Here is a 15,818-nt window from a genome sequence, read left to right as displayed (position 1 = left end):
CAGGACTAAAAAAGCCCCGCCAACCGGCGGGGCTTTTTGCTTTACAAAAAGCACATTCGGCGTTTGAGCCGGATATACTGCGCTCAGAAACGAATGGGAGAGCAATACAATGAAGTTTGTCGATGAAGCGGAAATCCGGGTTGAAGCCGGTGACGGTGGTAACGGTTGCGTTAGTTTCCGCCGTGAGAAATACATCCCCAATGGGGGCCCCGACGGCGGCGATGGCGGCGATGGCGGCGATCTTTATATGCTGGCCGACGAGAACCTCAACACCCTGATCGACTATCATTTCGAACGTTTTCACCGTGCTGAGCGGGGTGAAAATGGTCGCAGCAGTAACTGTACCGGCAAGCGTGGTCAGGATCTGGTGCTGAAAGTGCCGGTAGGTACTCGCGCCAAAGATGAAATGACCGGTGAAATTCTGGGCGATATGACCCGTCATGGCCAGAAACTGCTGGTCGCCAAGGGCGGCTTTCACGGCCTGGGCAACGCGCGTTTCAAAAGCTCGGTAAACCGGGCGCCAAGGCAGAAGACCAACGGTACGCCGGGGGAAATCCGCAACCTGCTGCTTGAGCTGTTGTTGCTGGCCGACGTGGGTCTGCTGGGCCTGCCCAATGCGGGCAAGTCGACCTTTATCCGTGCCGTCTCTGCCGCCAAGCCCAAGGTGGCCGATTATCCCTTTACCACCCTGGTGCCTAATCTGGGCGTGGTGCGTTGCGATGGCCACAAGAGCTTTGTAGTTGCCGATATTCCCGGCTTGATCGAAGGCGCGGCCGATGGCGCCGGTCTGGGCATTCGTTTTCTCAAGCACCTGGAGCGGTGCCGGGTCTTGCTGCACATGATCGATGTGCTACCGGTGGATGAGTCCGATCCGGCGGATAATGCGGACATTATCGTCAATGAACTGGTGCAGTACAGCGATGCCCTGGCCGCCAAACCGCGCTGGCTGGTGTTTAACAAGCTGGACCTGGTACTGGAAGACGAAGCCGAAGCCACCATACAGAAGGTCATCGAGCTACTGGACTGGAAAGGCCCCGTGTTCCGCATCAGTGCCATCGGTAAAGAAGGCACCAAGGAGCTGACTCAGGCGCTGATGAGCTTCCTGGATGAGAACCCGCGTACCCAGAAAGAGCTGGAAGAAGCCCGTGAGCCGGTCAACTTCAAGTGGGATGAGTATCATCAGGCTACACTGGCCGAAAATACCGAGTCGGTCGATGACGATGATGACGACTGGGATGAAGACGACGACGATGGTCATGTTGTCTATACCCGGGAATAATTCATGATGGTGTCGTTGATTGTGGCGATGACCCAAGAGCGGGTCATCGGCAAAGATAATCGTATGCCCTGGCACCTGCCGGCAGATCTGGCTTACTTCAAGCAAACGACCCTGGGCAAGCCGGTGGTGATGGGGCGTAATACCTTCGATTCCATCGGCAAGCCGCTGCCCGGACGGCGTAATGTCATCGTCAGCACACGCCTGGCCGAGGCGCCGGCGGGAACCGAACTGGTTGCTTCTCCGGACGAGGCGCTGGCGTTGCTAAAGGATGAAGCCGAGGTGATGATCATCGGTGGCGGTCAGCTCTATGCGGCCTTCATGCCGTTGGCACACCGTTTGTATCTGACCCGCATTGAAGCCAGCCTGGAAGGGGATACCCATTTCCCTCTGGCTGAATCAGACTGGCAGCTGGTATCGGAGCAACGACGGCCGGCAGACGAACGCAATCGATACGATTGCCGGTTTCAGATGCTGGAGCGAGCCTGAGTGTGTAAAAAAGCCCGGCGATAAGCCGGGCTTTTTTATACCAATCTCAGTAATGATTTGGTCATATTAAGGCCTCAGCTCAGAGGCAACACAGCCGCCTCCCACGACACGCCATAAACTCATCCCTGAGGGCTCGGGAAATGCCGTCCATGGCATTTCACGGTCGTGGCAGTCGATCTCTGTTGCCTCTTCTCGAGCACCGAGTTGTCTGTAGGTCGCCCCTGCAGGTGACTCCGTAGCAGAGGGCGGATGAAGGGTTCTACTCCAGCGGCCATCACATGACAGGACGTCATGTGCTGAGCGTCGCAGGGATGCGGTTTAGCGTGTCGGTGGAGTAGCCCCTTCGTTCGACCTTTACAGGGCAGCTAAAGAGACCAGTTAGTTTTCCAGATTGGTATAAAAAAGCCCGGCGATGAGCCGGGCTTTTTTATACCTCACACTTTACGGCTTTCAAGCATAAACCGGGCAGGGAGTGGCGATACGCTCTCCGCTTTCCCAGTGCAACATGGTCAGGCTTCCGCCCCAGACACAACCGGTGTCGAGTGCATGGATATCGGTGGCATCACATCGGCCTTCCAGTGCGGCCCAATGACCGAAGATCAGCGGTGGATCCTGGCGATCCTGGCGTAATGTGAACCAGGGTACCAGTGTCGATGGCGCATCGGCCAGGGCGGCCTTGTGCTCGAAGTCGAGACGACCATCCGGGTGGCACAGTCGCATGCGGGTAAAGGCATTGACGGTATAGCGTAGCCGCTCTGTATCGGACAGCGTCGGCTGCCAGAAATCCGGCTGATTGCCATACATCTGTTGCAGTCGCTCCCGGTAATGAGGCGACTGCAGCTCGGCTTCGGCCATGCGCGCCGAGGTACGAGCCTGCTCCAGACACCACTGTGGTGGTATGCCGGCATGACTGATGGCAAAGCCGTGCTGTTCATGTTCGGCCAGCAGCGGTCGATGGCGCAGCCAGTACAGCAGATCGGCCCGGTCGGCTGCCTGTAATATCTCGTCAATCCGGTCGGCGGCCTTGGGCTTGCGGATGCCGTGGGCCACCGCCAGCAGATGCAGATCGTGATTGCCCAGCACGGTAGTGGCGGCATCGCCAAGGGCGATGATCCGGCGCAGGCAGCCCAGTGAGTCCGGCCCGCGCGCCACCAGATCGCCGGTCAGCCAGAGCTGGTCACGGGACGGATTGAAGGCCACTTCGGCCAGCAGTTGATTCAGCTCGACCAGGCAACCCTGCAGATCGCCAATAAGGTAGGTGGCCATCAGTTGATCAGGTTGGGCTGGGCGAGACGAAAGGCATCTATCGGCGCCTCGAATTCGCCACCGTCTTCCCGGGTCATGGTATAGCTGCCTTCCATGACGCCCACCGGTGTTTCCAGGCTGACACCACTGGTGTAGGTATATTCTTCCCCCGGCGCTATGTTCGGTTGCTCACCCACCACACCGCTGCCTTCCACTTCGATGACCTTGCCGTTGGCATCGGTGATCACCCAGCGACGACTGATCAGCTTGACCCTTTCATCACCACGGTTACGAATGGTAATGGTGTAGGCAAACACATAATGCTGCTCATCGGGAGCGGAGCGGTCGGCCAGATAACGGGGTTGTGTGATGATATGAATCGCGCCGGGGGTCATAATTATTCCTTACGTTGGGCCAGGGCGTTGGCCAGGGTCACGTACTGCACCAGAGACAGCTGCTCGGGCCGAGCGGTCGGATCCAGCCCCAGTGCGGTGAGCTGGTCGGCGCTGAACAAATGGCTCAGGCTGTTGCGAATGGTCTTGCGTCGTTTGCCGAAGGCATCGGCGGCCACACGGGACAGGCAGGCGATATCCTGTGCCGGATAAGGCGGTACTTCGTAAGGCAGCAGCTTGACCACGGCCGAGTCTACCTTGGGGGCGGGCCGGAAGGCGTCGGGACCGACTTCCAGTACCGGTACCACCTGGCAATAATACTGTGCCATCACACTCAGCCGACCATAGGCCTTGCTGCCGGGACCGGCAGCCAGCCGGTTGACCACTTCTTTCTGCAGCATGAAGTGCATGTCTTCCACGTGCGCGGCAAACTCGAACAGGTGAAACATCAGCTGAGTGGATATGTTATACGGCAGGTTACCGAAAATTTTCAGTTTTTTGCCCGGCTCCTGCAGCTGAGTGAAGTCAAACTTCATGGCATCGGCCTGATGGATGCTGAGCTTGTCCTTCAGAAAGGGATGCTCGGCCAGTCGAGCGGCCAGATCCCGATCCAGCTCGACCACGTTGAGCCGCTGGATGCGATCACAGACCGGGCCGGTGAGGGCGCCGAGTCCGGGGCCGATTTCGACCATGGTAAAGTCATCGCTGGGATGAATGGCATCGACTATCTGATCGATGATGTAGTCATCATGCAGAAAATTCTGACCGAAACGTTTACGAGCCTTGTGACCCTGGTGAACCTTACTATTCATCGCGTTTTTCTATCATTTCAATGGCTTGATTAAGCGCGCACAGCATGCTGCCCGCATCGATTTTATTGGTTCCGGCCAGTTCGAGGGCGGTGCCGTGATCCACCGAGGTGCGGATAAAGGGCAGCCCCAGAGTGATATTGACCGCCTTGCCGAAGCCGATATATTTCAGTACCGGTAATCCCTGGTCATGGTACATGGCCAGGAAGGCATCCGCATCCTGCATGTATTTTTGCTGGAACACCGTATCGGACGACAGGGGGCCCACCAGATCCATGCCCTCGGCTCTGAGCGTCTCGAGGGTGGGAATGATGATATCCAGCTCTTCCCGTCCCAGGTGGCCATCTTCGCCCGCATGGGGGTTCAGCCCGCAAACATAGATACGCGGGCTGGGCAGGGCGAATTTGGTCTTCAGCTCGGCGTGCAGAATACGAATGATTTTGCTGAGCCGGTCTTCGGTGATGGCCTTGGCCACATAGGCCAGCGGTATGTGGGTGGTGACCTGAGCCACACGCAGTCCCGGCGCGGCCAGCAACATCACCACATCCGGCACATTGGCCTGCTGGGCAAAAAATTCGGTATGGCCGCTGAACGAGACCCCGGCCTTGTTGATGATGCCCTTGTGCACGGGACCGGTTACCACGGCGGCAAACTCGCCGTTCATGTTACCGTCGGAGGCGCGTTTCAGGGTTTCCAGTACATAGAGACCATTGGCTTCGTCTAGCACGCCGGGCAAGGCCGGCTTGGCCAGTTTGACCGGTGCTATGGTCAGGGTACCGGCCCGTTGGGGCCGAGGGGGCAGATCGGGCCGGTAGGGTTGCAGGGTCAGTTGTTTGCCCAGGGCATCCGCCCGGCTCTGGATCAGCTCCGGATCGGCGATCACCACCAGCTCTGCCGGCCAGTCTTGCTCGGCGAGGGCCAGCATCAGCTCGGGGCCGATGCCGGCGGGCTCACCGGGCGTTATTGCGATACGTTGACAAATCACAGTTCACCGTTCGATAAATGAGTGTCGACAATACGGATATAGGCTTCATCTTTCAGCTCATCGAGCCAGGTCTGCACTTCTTCGGTAAAGCGACGGTTGAAAATAAGCTGGTAGGCTCTTTGCTCGGTGGCCTGCTCGGTGGCATCCATCACACGCTTGTCCTCCAGCTGCACCAGGTGCCAGCCATGCTCGGAGCGGAACGGCTCACTGAGCTGGCCCACCTCAAGCTGGTTGACGGTGTCACGAAAGCTGCTGACATACATTTCCGGGGCCGCCCAGCCCAGGTCACCGCCATTGATGGCCGAGCCCGGATCTTCGGAAAACTGCTCCGCCAGCTGGGCCATGCCGGCCTCACCGACACGAATGGAGCGGGCAAAGCCGGCCAGTCGGGACTGGGCTTTTTCTTCACTCAGAATGATGGAAGGCTTGAGCAGGATATGGCGGGCTCTGACTTCAACCGCCTGCACGGTTTTGGCTGTGCTGCCCTGGGTATCAAACACCGTAAGAATATGCAGGCCGGCACCGGAGCGAATTGGGCCGATGATATCACCCTTGCGGTTATTCTTCACGGCTTCGCTGAACAGGGAGGGCATTTCGTTGATGCCCAGCATGCCCCAGTCACCGCCTTCAAGCGCCTTGGGACCGGCACTGTGGGCAATGGCCAGCTTGCGGAAATCGGCCCCTTGCTCCAGTTGCTTGAGCAGCTTTTCCGCCTGGCGGCTGGCCTGGCGCAACTGTTCGGTGTCGGGAGTGGCGGGCAGCGGCAGCAGTATATTACCGACCCGGTAGCGAGTCTGGTTCTGGCCCTGCTCCTTGATCATCTGCACCACCTGTTTGACTTCCTGATCGGAAATATTGATGCGACGGCGCACCTGATTGCGCGCCAGTTCACTCAGCAGAATTTCGTTGCGTACCTGCTCGCGAAACCGGGCGTAGGTCAGGCCGTCGGCCTTGATGCCGGCGCGCAATTGCTCGGGCGTCTTGCCTTCGCTGCGGGCGATGTTGGTAATGGCTTGTTCAAGCTGAGTATCGGTGATGCGCAGCCCCAGCCGTTCGGCCAGTTGCCGTTGCAGGCTTTCGAGTACCAGTCGATCCAGCGCCTGTCGACGCAGTGACTGTTCATCCGGCAGTGGCTGCCCGGCGGTGGCCGCACTTTGTTTTACCTGAGTGACCAGGCCTTCGAGCTGGCTTTCCAGCACCACATCCTGGTTGACGACGGCAACGACTTTATCGAGCAGCTCCGCCGCCTGGCTGGTGGCCGATATCAGGCCCAGACCGGCGGCAATCAGCAGTTGTTTACATCTATTATTCATGACAAGTCCTGTGCGCAATGAAAATCAGTTATTGAGATTAAAGGGGCGATAATAGGGCAACAAGCTGGTACCCGGCGAAAAGTCACCGCTGCCGGTGCCAAATGAGCTGAAGCCTTTCAGTTCGAAGCGCAGTCCGATCAGCGTTTCCTGCTGTGTTTCGGTCGGACTGAGCAGCGAGTCTTCTTTTTGTGATTGTTCCCACACCAGGCTGACGGCCCAGCAGCAGGAGTCGTAACGCAGCCCTATCAGAGTATCGATATTGCGACTTAGTTCAATATCCCGGTAATGACCGCCAATCAGCCGCCACTGCGGATCCAGTGGCCAGGAGAAGGTGCCCCCCAGCTGGTTGAGATCATTGCCCAGGCTGGCATCCGTAAAATAGGTCTGGTTCAGGTGGCGAAAGCCAAGCTGGGCCAGCTTGCCCTCGTCGTTGTATTCGAGGGTGATATTGCCGGCGGCGAGCCGGCTATTGGTGGTGTCCTGCTGGGCCTCGGTATGTACAAACCAGCTGCCGTCGATGTTCAGGTCACCCTCGAAAGTCAGGAAGGATCGCTTGAAATCGCTGGGCTCCTCACTGGGAAACAGCCGTACACGGGGTGAGGTAAAGTTATAGGTCTGGGCCAGGGCCAGGCGCAACCGTTCGACGCTGTCAGCATCGTAGATGCGACTGGTGAAGCCGGCGGTCAGCTGGTTGGCGTCACTGATCCGATCCAGACCGGCAAAGCGGCGGTCGCTGAACAGGCTGTAGTAGTCCTGGCGCATATCGGTGGTGTCGTACAGGCCGATATTATCCTGCTCCTTGAACGGCACATACAGGTACTGCAGTTGCGGCTCCAGGGTCTGGGTAAAGTCCTGCTCAAACCATTGGGCTTCCCGGTCGAACACCAGGGTGCCGTTGAGTCGCAGGCGGGGCAGCAGCCGGTCGACGCTGGAGTCCAGACTGTCGGCGGTAAAGCCCTGAACGTTACGGTAATAGGGAGCCAGCGTGTCTGGAATATCCTGCTCGTAATGGGTGTAATATGCACCCACATCGGCGGTGAGTTTTGCTCCCGGCTGGTTGACGACGGAATACACCAGTTTGGGCTCCGCATGAAAACGGGTCGCCTGGTAGGCATTGTTGTTGTCGTTGTTGAACCGGGTCAGCTCGGAATCCAGCCCCAGATCGAACTCACCAAAGCCGCGATAGCTGGTCAGCGCCAGGCTGGGTGCCAGCTGGAAGGGCATGGTCTGCTGATTGGCTCTGAGGATCTGGTAATCCCGCACCTCGGTGGTCAGCTGCCAGTGTCGGTCATAATAGCCACCGCGAAACGATTGCATCAGCTGGTTATCGACCAGTTGCCCGACCGGTGGCGAGAAATCGTCAAAATAAGCGAAATCCCAGCCGGCGACCTTGGTGTAGTCGATGTTGCCGCGCCAGTGACCATCGGCATCGAAGCGGGCGTTATGGCGCCAGTTGAATAGCCAGCGGGCGTCATCCTGCCATTGGGTGTCGGCCAGCTGATCGTCGCTAGACAGATATTCGCCATAGAGGGTGCCGCTTTGTCCTTCTACCGGCAGGTAGCGGAATTCGAGCTGGCTCATGGTGCCACGCTTGCTCATGATACGGGGCGTCAGGGTGGCATCGTAGTTGGGTGCGATATTCCAGTAATAAGGTAAGCTGAAGTCATTTCCGTTTGAACCACCAAGCTCGATAGTCGGGTAGAGCAGGCCGCTTTGCCGTTCGTCCTTGACCGGAAACTTGATGTAGGGAAAGTAGAACACCGGCATTTCGCCCAGCCAGAGCACCGCATTCCAGGCTTCGCCGAACACTTGATCCTGTTCTACCTGCACCGAGCTGGCCTTGAGCTGCCACACTTCTTCGCCGGGCGGGCAGGTGGTGTAGCTGGCGCCCTGTAATTCAACCTGGTTGGCGTTATCGCTCAGCTGTACCCGTTTGGCCTGACCTCGCCCCTTCTCGCCATGAAACTGGTAATTGGCCTCGTCCAGCTCGGTATCCCTGGTGGTGAGGTTACCGGTCAGGCGCTCATCGCTGTCTACGCTGATGGTGCCGTCGGTGAAGTGGATGTTGCCCTCGGCCAGCACATCGCGGCTAAGCTGTTCCAGCTCGACGTAATCGGCACTGAACCGACGTTGCTCCTGGGCGACCTGTACATCGCCACGATACAGAATCTTGCCGTCCCGCGTGGCATTCAGTACCTCGGCGGTGACGGTAATGGGTGCGTTGGGATCACCCTGAGTGGCGTCCACCCGCAGCGGAACATGGCTGAAACAACGGCTGAAGTTAAGAGGGAGCGGGGACGCTTCTGCGGTGGTTTCAGTTGTGGTCTGAGCCTGAGCCAGGCTTGAGACAAGCAGCAGGGGAAAGCCGATAATCCGTATTCTCATGGGTTTACGCTCGCATTCCTGTCGTGGCGACACCGTCCCTTGGAGGCTGGTTGAGCTTTTGGTGTCATTACTTTATGGTAGCGGGCTATGATAAAGCATTCTTGCGGTCAGCACTATGGCCCTGCTTTAGCGTCATTTTTTCATCCAGGATCCCGTTCATGAAGTTAGCCGTTCCCCATTGGTTTTTGCTCCCGATGCGCACTGCTGTTGCCGTTCGGCACGTTTTGCAAGTGACTGCCCCGGAGGCTGGATAAATGCTGGCACATATAAAAGGCAAGTTGATTGGCTTTTTCTTCGGCCTGTTGATTGGCAATATTCCGGGCGCCCTGCTTGGGTTATGGCTCGGGCACCTGGTCGACAAGAAACTGGCCAATGCCTGGCTGTTCAACAAGGGCGCTCAGGCCGAGTTTCTCTATACCACCTTTGCCACCATGGGCCATGTGGCCAAGTCCAGTGGCCAGGTATCGAGCGAAGAGATTCGTCTGGCCGATCAGCTGATGACCCAGATGCGGTTACAGGGCGAACAACGAGCGCAGGCCCAGAACGCCTTTCGCGAGGGTAAAAGTGCCGATTTTCCGCTAACCGAAACCCTGCGCCGTTTTCGCACGCGAGTCAAAGACAGCCGTAACCTGTTGCGCTTCTTCATGGAAGTACAGCTGCAGCTGGCCTTTGCCGACGGTGAGTTGCACCCGGAGGAACGTCGCCTGTTGCTGACCATTGCCGTTGAACTGGGTTTTTCCGAAGTCGAGCTGGAGCAGTTGCTGGCCTTTGCCGAGGCCCAGTTGCACGGGTTTCATCAGGGGCAGGGTCATGGCTCGGCCGGCCATACGCAACCGCCAGCAGAGCGACTACGTGACGCCTATCGTATTCTCGAAGTGGAAGAGGGAGCCGACGACAGCACGGTGAAACGCGCCTATCGGCGACAGATGTCCAAGCATCATCCGGACAAGCTGGCGGCTCAGGGCCTGCCCAAGGAGATGATGGACATGGCCAAGGAAAAAGCCCAGGACATTCAGCAGGCGTGGGAAACCATCAAGGCGGTGCGCAAGATCCGCTGAAAGACCGGGATTGGGGACCGGGGAGCAGGGATTCGTTACTTCCCTAATCCCCAATCCCGAGTCCCCGGTTTTTAGACCAGCCGGTTTTGTTCCCGACCTGCTGCAAAGGCCTCGATATTGTCGATCAGCTGATCCGCCAGTCGCTGCATGGCATTGTGGCTGGCCCAGGCGACATGTGGCGTCAGTATGAAATTGGGATACTGCAGCGCCTGCATCAAGGGGTTATCCGGTGCCGGTGGCTCCTGGCTTACTACGTCAACCCCGGCACCGCCGATGCGCTTTTGCGCCAGCGCCGCCAGCAAGGCCGCCTCGTCCACCAGGCCACCGCGGCCCACGTTGACAAGCAGGGCATCGTCCTTCATCAGTGTCAGTTCGCGCTCCCCGATCAGATGACGGGTCTCGGGAGTCAGCGGGCAATGCAGGCTGATTACATCGGCTTCCTTCAGCAGTTGTTCAAAGCCGACCCGACCTTTGCCGGCGGGCTGTCCCTTGCGTGCTCCTACTATTACCTTCATGCCCAGCGCCGTGGCCAGTTTTTCCAGGTCTTTGGCGATGGTGCCGTAGCCGATCAGCCCCAGAGTCTGGTCGGCCAGATCCCGCACCGGGTAGTCGAAATAACAGAACTGGCCGCTTTGTTGCCAGCGTCCGGCAACCACGGAGGCATGATAGGCATTGAGGCTGCGGTTCAGCGCCATGATCATGGCCAGTGCATGTTCCGGCACCGAGTTTTTCGAATAGTCCTGAATATTGCACACGGCAATACCGGCCTGGCGGCAGGCGTCCAGATCGACGTTGTCGCTGCCGGTGGCGGCAATCACCACCAGTTTTAACCGGGGCAGTTGCGCCAGTATGTCGGCACCGAGCCGCACCTTGTTGACGATGGCAATATCCGCATCCTGCAGCCGTTCCAGTACCTGATGGGGTTCGGTTTCTTCATGGCTTTGCCAGCGGTGCTCGAAGGCCGGGGCGCGCAGTGTTATCTCCGGTGCCAGGGTTTTGCGATCCAGAAATACCAGTTTCATGGCGTTGTTCCTTTAATTGTTCTTTCAAGTAGTCCGGTGCGCTGGGGGGGAAGGGTAACCAACCCAGACGGATCAGCCAGCTGGCCATTTGTTTTTCCAGCATGCCTGGTGCGGCAAAGTGTTGCACCAAATAATCGGTTTTTCCCCTGCTACCAAGCTGTTGCCGGCGCCGCCGCTGATTGTGCCAGGCTAATGGGCTGTCAGGTCGACTATAGATATCCAGCACCGGGTAGGGGCTGCGGGCCAGGCTCATGGCCAGCATTTGCTGTTCGGCAGAGGGAACCGGCAAGGCATCCAGCAGTACCAGTGCCTGTGGCGGCGGCAGTGCTGTGCTGTCGACCAGCTGTTGATACCAGAGTGCGGCGCTGCCTTGTGCGACCACCAGTAAGGGAGGGGATGACTCCAGCCCGGCCAGCACGTCGCTCAGGCGAGTCGCGGTCTGCTCTTGCCATTGCCGCTGTTGAGCGGTGGGCTGCTCACTGGCGGGATTGAAGGACTGCTGAGCCGGATCGGGCTGCAGCACAATGAAATCCCAGCCTCGTTGTTGCCAGTATGTGGCCATCGGCAGCCAATAATGAGTCTGGCCCTGTTCGGGCCAGATCATCAGGGTGCCGGCGGTACTGGCGCTGGCGGTGTTGAAGCGCAGCAGCTGGGCGGCCGGCTGATATTGCTCGAAGGCCGCCCAGTCGAGCCGAGCCTGGCTGACCGGTGCGACCAGCCAGGCTGCCAGGAAAGATGCTGCCCACCACCTTGGCCGAAACGCCATTATGTCATGTCGAACGGGGCGGGGGCGGTGAAGCTCAGCCACTCCTTGCTTCGGGGGTGGCGAAACTCCAGCTCGGCGGCATGCAGTTGCAGATGCGGCGCCATTTCCAGTGCCTCTCCCTCGGCATACAGATTGTCGCCCAGAATGGGATGACCGATGCTCAGCATATGTACCCGCAACTGGTGTGACCGGCCGGTGATCGGCGTCAGCTTGATCAGGCTGCGGTCTTCCAGCCGGCGCAGACAGCGCCAGTGGGTCAGCGCCGCCTTGCCGTTTTTATGATCCACCATGTGCCGTGGTCGATTGGGCCAGTCACAGCACAGGGGCAGATCGATACTGCCCGCACTTTGTTTGGGATTACCATACACCCAGGCGTAATAGCACTTGGCGGTTTCACGCTCGCGAAACTGGCGACTCAGCTCTCGGTGTGCCTTGGGGTGCAGTGCCATTACGATCACGCCCGAGGTGGCCATGTCCAGCCGGTGGACCACCTGAACCGTGGGATAAACGCGGGCTACCCGAGAGGACAGGCTGTCGTAATGAACAGGATCCCGGCCGGGTACGCTGAGCAGGCCGCTGGGCTTGTTCAGCACGATCAGGCTGTCATCCTGGTACAGCACGTCAAACGGGGGATCCATCGGGGGATCGTAACGCAGCAAAACCATGGTGCTATTTCCTTATTGGTGGCTGACGACGATATACCGAATCGCGTCCAGTTTTAAGCGGGTATGGCTAAGCAGGCTGTCGATCTCGTCCCGCAGCTCCTGCACATGGGAAATCTCGCTGGCTCGCACATTGGGATTGACCTTGGCCAACTGCTGCAGGCGCTGTAATTCCTGGCCGATAGACGCCTGCATGCGAGAACGAGCCTGCTCGACCAGCACATGCATCTGTGCTTCTGCCACCGGCTGAGCCTGTTGCAGCAGATGATGAATGATGGTCTGCGAGGCATTCACCAGCTTGCTGGCCAGATGACGGTTGACCGGGCTGAGCTGTCGGTCGAACGACTCGAAGCTGACCTTGTCGGCCAGATCATTACCGTTTTTATCCAGTAACAAGCGAATAGGAGCGGGTGGCAGAAAGCGATACAGCTGGGCATGATGGGCCGATTCGGCCACGAAAATCAGCTCCAGAAACTGGGTGCCGACCGGCAGTGCCTTGTTCTTGAGAATGGCCACCGAGGTGGTGCCGATTTCCGAGCCCAGTACCAGATCGATACCGCCGCGGATCATCGGGTGATCCCAGGTCAGCAGGTGCAAGTCATCCCGGCTGAGGGCGGTGTCCCGGTCGAAGGTGATGCTGGCGCCGTCTTCCGGCAACCCGGGAAAGCTCGGGATCAGCATCTGCTCGGTGGGACGCAACACGATGGCGTTTTCACCGCGATCGTCCTGATGCACGCCCACTTCATCAAACAGTTTGATGGCGAAGATGGCCAGCGTCGGATCTTCGTCAATCTCGGTCAGCTCTGCCGCCAGATCCCGGTCGAGAATCACGCCGCTGGAGTTCAGCTCCAGCAGACGATCCCGGCCCTGTTCCATCTGGCTGTTGAGTTCCCGGGTGAGGATGCGGGTATCGGCAATCAACTGCTCCAGTGCCGCTTCGTCCTGACCGTGTTCGGCCAGCAGCGCCAACAGTCGCTCGCCGACTTGCTGATAGACCGGCTGGCCAACCGCATTGGGCTTGCTGAAGGCATCCATACCCTGTTGATACCAGAGGGTCAGTGCCTGCTGGGCGGTACCTTCCAGATAAGGCACATGAATGTCGATGTTGTGTTGCTGGCCGATACGGTCGAGGCGACCGATGCGCTGTTCCAGCAGATCCGGATTGAGCGGCAAATCGAACAACACCAGCTGATGCGAGAACTGGAAGTTGCGGCCTTCGGAGCCGATTTCCGAGCAGATCATCACCTGGGCGCCACCTTCCTGCTGGGCAAAGTAGGCGGCCGCCTTGTCGCGTTCCAGCAATGACATGCCTTCGTGGAAGACGGTCCCGCGAATGCCTTCCTTGACCCGCAGCACTTCTTCCAGTGCCAGCGCCACGCCGGCCTTGGCGGTGATGATCAGAATCTTGTCGTTGCGTCTGGCCTTGGTATATTCCAGCAGCCAATCGACCCGGCTGTCGAACTGGGTCCAGGAACTGTCGCCACCTTCAAACTGGCGATAAATCTCCTCCGGATACAGCGCCTGCAACGCTTGGCTGGCATCGTCCAGTCGACGGCCCATCATGCCGGCCACGCGAATGGCGGTTTTATACTGGGTTGGCAGCGGCAAGGGGTGCACATGCAACTGACGAGCGGGAAAACCCTTGATGGCCTGACGGGTATTACGGAACAGCAGGCGGCCGGTACCGTGACGGTCGAGCAGCTGAGCCAGCAATTGCTGGCGGGCGGTCGGATCGCTCAGGCTGCCGTCATCCTGGCCATCCATAAAGGGAGCCAGACGGGCTTTTGCCGTTTCATCCAGTGGCGCGTCGGAAAGCAGGGCTTCCGCGGCGGCGGCCAGTGGCTGATATTCTTCTTCTTCGGCCAGAAAGGCGTTGTAATCATAGAAGCGCTCAGGATCGAGCAGGCGCAGACGGGCAAAATGACTCTCGTGGCCCTGTTGATCCGGTGTTGCCGTCAGCAGCAAGACACCGGCGGTATCTTCGGCCAGTGCTTCCACTACTTCATAGGCGCGGCTGGGTTGCTCGGCATCCCAAATCAGGTGATGGGCTTCATCTACCACCAGCAGGTCCCAGTCGCTTTCATGCAACTGCTCGAAACGCTTGCGCTTCTTGGTAATGAAATCGAGGCTGCACAGCACCAGTTGTTCGGTGTCGAATGGGTTGGCCGCATCGGCAAAGGCCTCGACGCAGCGTTCTTCATCGAATAGCGCGAAATGCAGGTTAAAGCGGCGCATCATTTCGATCAGCCACTGATGGATCAGCGCGTCCGGTACCAGGATCAGAATGCGGCTGGCGCGACCCGACAGCCATTGCTGCTGAATAATCATGCCGGCTTCGATGGTTTTACCCAGGCCGACTTCATCCGCCAGCAGAACGCGCGGGGCATAACGGCTACCCACTTCCTTGGCGATATGCAGCTGGTGCGGGATCAGGCTGACCTTGCCGCTGGCCAGTCCGCGCAGAGGCGAACGGCGCTGGGTGAACTGGTGCATCAGCGCCTGATAGCGCAGGTTATAGCGACCTATCTTGTCAATCTGGCCGGCGAACAGCCGTTCCTGGGGTTTGTTCAGCTTGATAAAGTGGTTGAGAAAGGTTTCCCGCAGGCTGGCAGGCTCGCCGGTATCCAGGCGAGTGCCGTGGTAGGTTAACAGACCCTTGTCTTCAGTGACGGAAGCCACTTCCAGCTCCCAGTCTTCGTGGCTGCTGATGCTATCGCCGGGGTTGAACATCACCCGGGTAATAGGGGCATCGTCCTTGGCATACATGCGGTTTTCACCACAGGCAGGAAAAAGCATGGTCACCATACGCACATCGATAGCGACGATGGCGCCCAGTCCAAGATCGGTTTCTGTATCACTAATCCAACGTTGGCCGAGGGAAAAAGGCATTCAATTCTCCAAGCTGAAGAGGGGGAATAAAAAAGGGGCGCTATCTTACCCCAAGCCCACAAAGGGCGCATCCGTCAAAGCGTCCTCGATAAGCCTGAGGCTAAGAATAGAAGCGAGAAAGCCATCTATATAGATAGCAAAGCGACAAAAACAAGCGGATTGTTTGATATGTGAGCAGGTGGTTTTATTTATCAAAAAAGCCCTTGCGCAAAATCAGCGGTTCCCTATAATGCGCATCCACTGACACGGGGCAACACGCCAACGGTCACAAGGGTTTGAAACGAACAAAACAAAGTTTGATTCAACGCTTGACGAACAAACCGGAATGCGTAGAATACGCATCCCTGACCTGAGCAAGGTCAACGCTCTTTAACAATATATCAAGCAAACTGTGTGGGCACTCGCAGGCAGTTGGGAAGCAAAAAAATATTGTTTTTCAATGTCTTGTCGAAGTGCACTAGAAATAGCAAAACTTCAGTAATTCATTGAGCATCAAGTCTTTAATTGAAGAGTTTGATCATGGCTCA

Annotated in this window: 13 protein-coding genes and 1 rRNA gene (1 of these 14 only partly in view); 4 read left to right on the top strand and 10 right to left on the bottom strand. The window is 58.1% G+C overall.

Annotation, left to right across the window (positions count from 1 at the left end):
* The first annotated feature begins 109 nt into the window (after positions 1-109).
* Positions 110-1,279, top strand: a complete 1,170-nt coding sequence (gene cgtA, locus ABD827_RS15510) for an Obg family GTPase CgtA (RefSeq protein ID WP_298723278.1) — start codon at positions 110-112, stop codon at positions 1,277-1,279.
* Between the two features lie 3 nt (positions 1,280-1,282).
* On the top strand, positions 1,283-1,765 hold the full coding sequence (gene folA, locus ABD827_RS15505; protein WP_344965584.1) for a type 3 dihydrofolate reductase: 483 nt from the start codon (positions 1,283-1,285) through the stop codon (positions 1,763-1,765).
* 450 nt (positions 1,766-2,215) lie between these two features.
* Here folA and ABD827_RS15500 read toward each other — a convergent pair whose 3' ends face one another.
* Genes ABD827_RS15500 through lptD form a run of 6 tightly spaced genes read right to left on the bottom strand, consistent with a single transcriptional unit; the run spans position 2,216 to position 8,894 of the window.
* Positions 2,216-3,031 (bottom strand): symmetrical bis(5'-nucleosyl)-tetraphosphatase, encoded by an 816-nt coding sequence (locus ABD827_RS15500; RefSeq protein ID WP_344965583.1) that lies wholly within the window; start codon positions 3,029-3,031, stop codon positions 2,216-2,218.
* Positions 3,031-3,405, bottom strand: a complete 375-nt coding sequence (gene apaG, locus ABD827_RS15495; RefSeq protein WP_298723269.1) for a Co2+/Mg2+ efflux protein ApaG — start codon at positions 3,403-3,405, stop codon at positions 3,031-3,033. Before apaG ends, ABD827_RS15500 begins: the two co-directional genes overlap by 1 nt.
* Before the next feature lie 2 nt (positions 3,406-3,407).
* Positions 3,408-4,214, bottom strand: a complete 807-nt coding sequence (rsmA, locus tag ABD827_RS15490) for a 16S rRNA (adenine(1518)-N(6)/adenine(1519)-N(6))-dimethyltransferase RsmA (protein WP_344965581.1) — start codon at positions 4,212-4,214, stop codon at positions 3,408-3,410.
* Positions 4,207-5,196 (bottom strand): 4-hydroxythreonine-4-phosphate dehydrogenase PdxA, encoded by a 990-nt coding sequence (gene pdxA / locus ABD827_RS15485; RefSeq protein WP_298723263.1) that lies wholly within the window; start codon positions 5,194-5,196, stop codon positions 4,207-4,209. Before pdxA ends, rsmA begins: the two co-directional genes overlap by 8 nt.
* Entirely contained in the window at positions 5,193-6,509 is a 1,317-nt protein-coding gene (gene surA, locus ABD827_RS15480) for a peptidylprolyl isomerase SurA (protein ID WP_344965580.1), read from the bottom strand. The genes pdxA and surA overlap by 4 nt, the downstream gene beginning before the upstream one ends.
* Before the next feature lie 24 nt (positions 6,510-6,533).
* Positions 6,534-8,894 (bottom strand): LPS assembly protein LptD, encoded by a 2,361-nt coding sequence (gene lptD / locus ABD827_RS15475; protein ID WP_344965579.1) that lies wholly within the window; start codon positions 8,892-8,894, stop codon positions 6,534-6,536.
* Positions 8,895-9,148: 254 nt separating this feature from the next.
* Between lptD and djlA the strand changes: the two genes are divergently transcribed.
* Positions 9,149-9,952, top strand: a complete 804-nt coding sequence (gene djlA / locus ABD827_RS15470) for a co-chaperone DjlA (RefSeq protein WP_344965578.1) — start codon at positions 9,149-9,151, stop codon at positions 9,950-9,952.
* Between the two features lie 71 nt (positions 9,953-10,023).
* On the opposite strand, the gene ABD827_RS15465 is transcribed toward djlA, so the two are convergent.
* The 4 genes from ABD827_RS15465 to rapA are packed head-to-tail and all read right to left on the bottom strand — an operon-like array spanning position 10,024 to position 15,291.
* On the bottom strand, positions 10,024-10,974 hold the full coding sequence (locus tag ABD827_RS15465) for a D-2-hydroxyacid dehydrogenase (protein WP_344965577.1): 951 nt from the start codon (positions 10,972-10,974) through the stop codon (positions 10,024-10,026).
* Positions 10,886-11,740 carry a DUF3530 family protein gene (locus ABD827_RS15460; protein ID WP_344965576.1) on the bottom strand — a complete coding sequence of 285 codons (855 nt, stop codon included), beginning with the start codon at positions 11,738-11,740 and terminating at the stop codon, positions 10,886-10,888. Before ABD827_RS15460 ends, ABD827_RS15465 begins: the two co-directional genes overlap by 89 nt.
* Complete coding sequence (locus ABD827_RS15455) at positions 11,740-12,399, bottom strand: RluA family pseudouridine synthase (RefSeq protein ID WP_344965662.1); 660 nt, start codon at positions 12,397-12,399, stop codon at positions 11,740-11,742. Before ABD827_RS15455 ends, ABD827_RS15460 begins: the two co-directional genes overlap by 1 nt.
* An 18-nt stretch (positions 12,400-12,417) precedes the next feature.
* Positions 12,418-15,291, bottom strand: a complete 2,874-nt coding sequence (gene rapA / locus ABD827_RS15450; protein ID WP_344965575.1) for an RNA polymerase-associated protein RapA — start codon at positions 15,289-15,291, stop codon at positions 12,418-12,420.
* 501 nt (positions 15,292-15,792) lie between these two features.
* Between rapA and ABD827_RS15445 the strand changes: the two genes are divergently transcribed.
* A 16S ribosomal RNA gene (locus ABD827_RS15445) occupies positions 15,793-15,818 on the top strand; its annotated part runs 242 nt beyond the window's last position; the annotation flags it as partial.

The organism is Oceanisphaera sediminis (assembly GCF_039539745.1).
GTDB lineage: Bacteria > Pseudomonadota > Gammaproteobacteria > Enterobacterales > Aeromonadaceae > Oceanimonas > Oceanimonas sediminis.
This window is presented reverse-complemented; position numbering and strand designations above follow the sequence as displayed.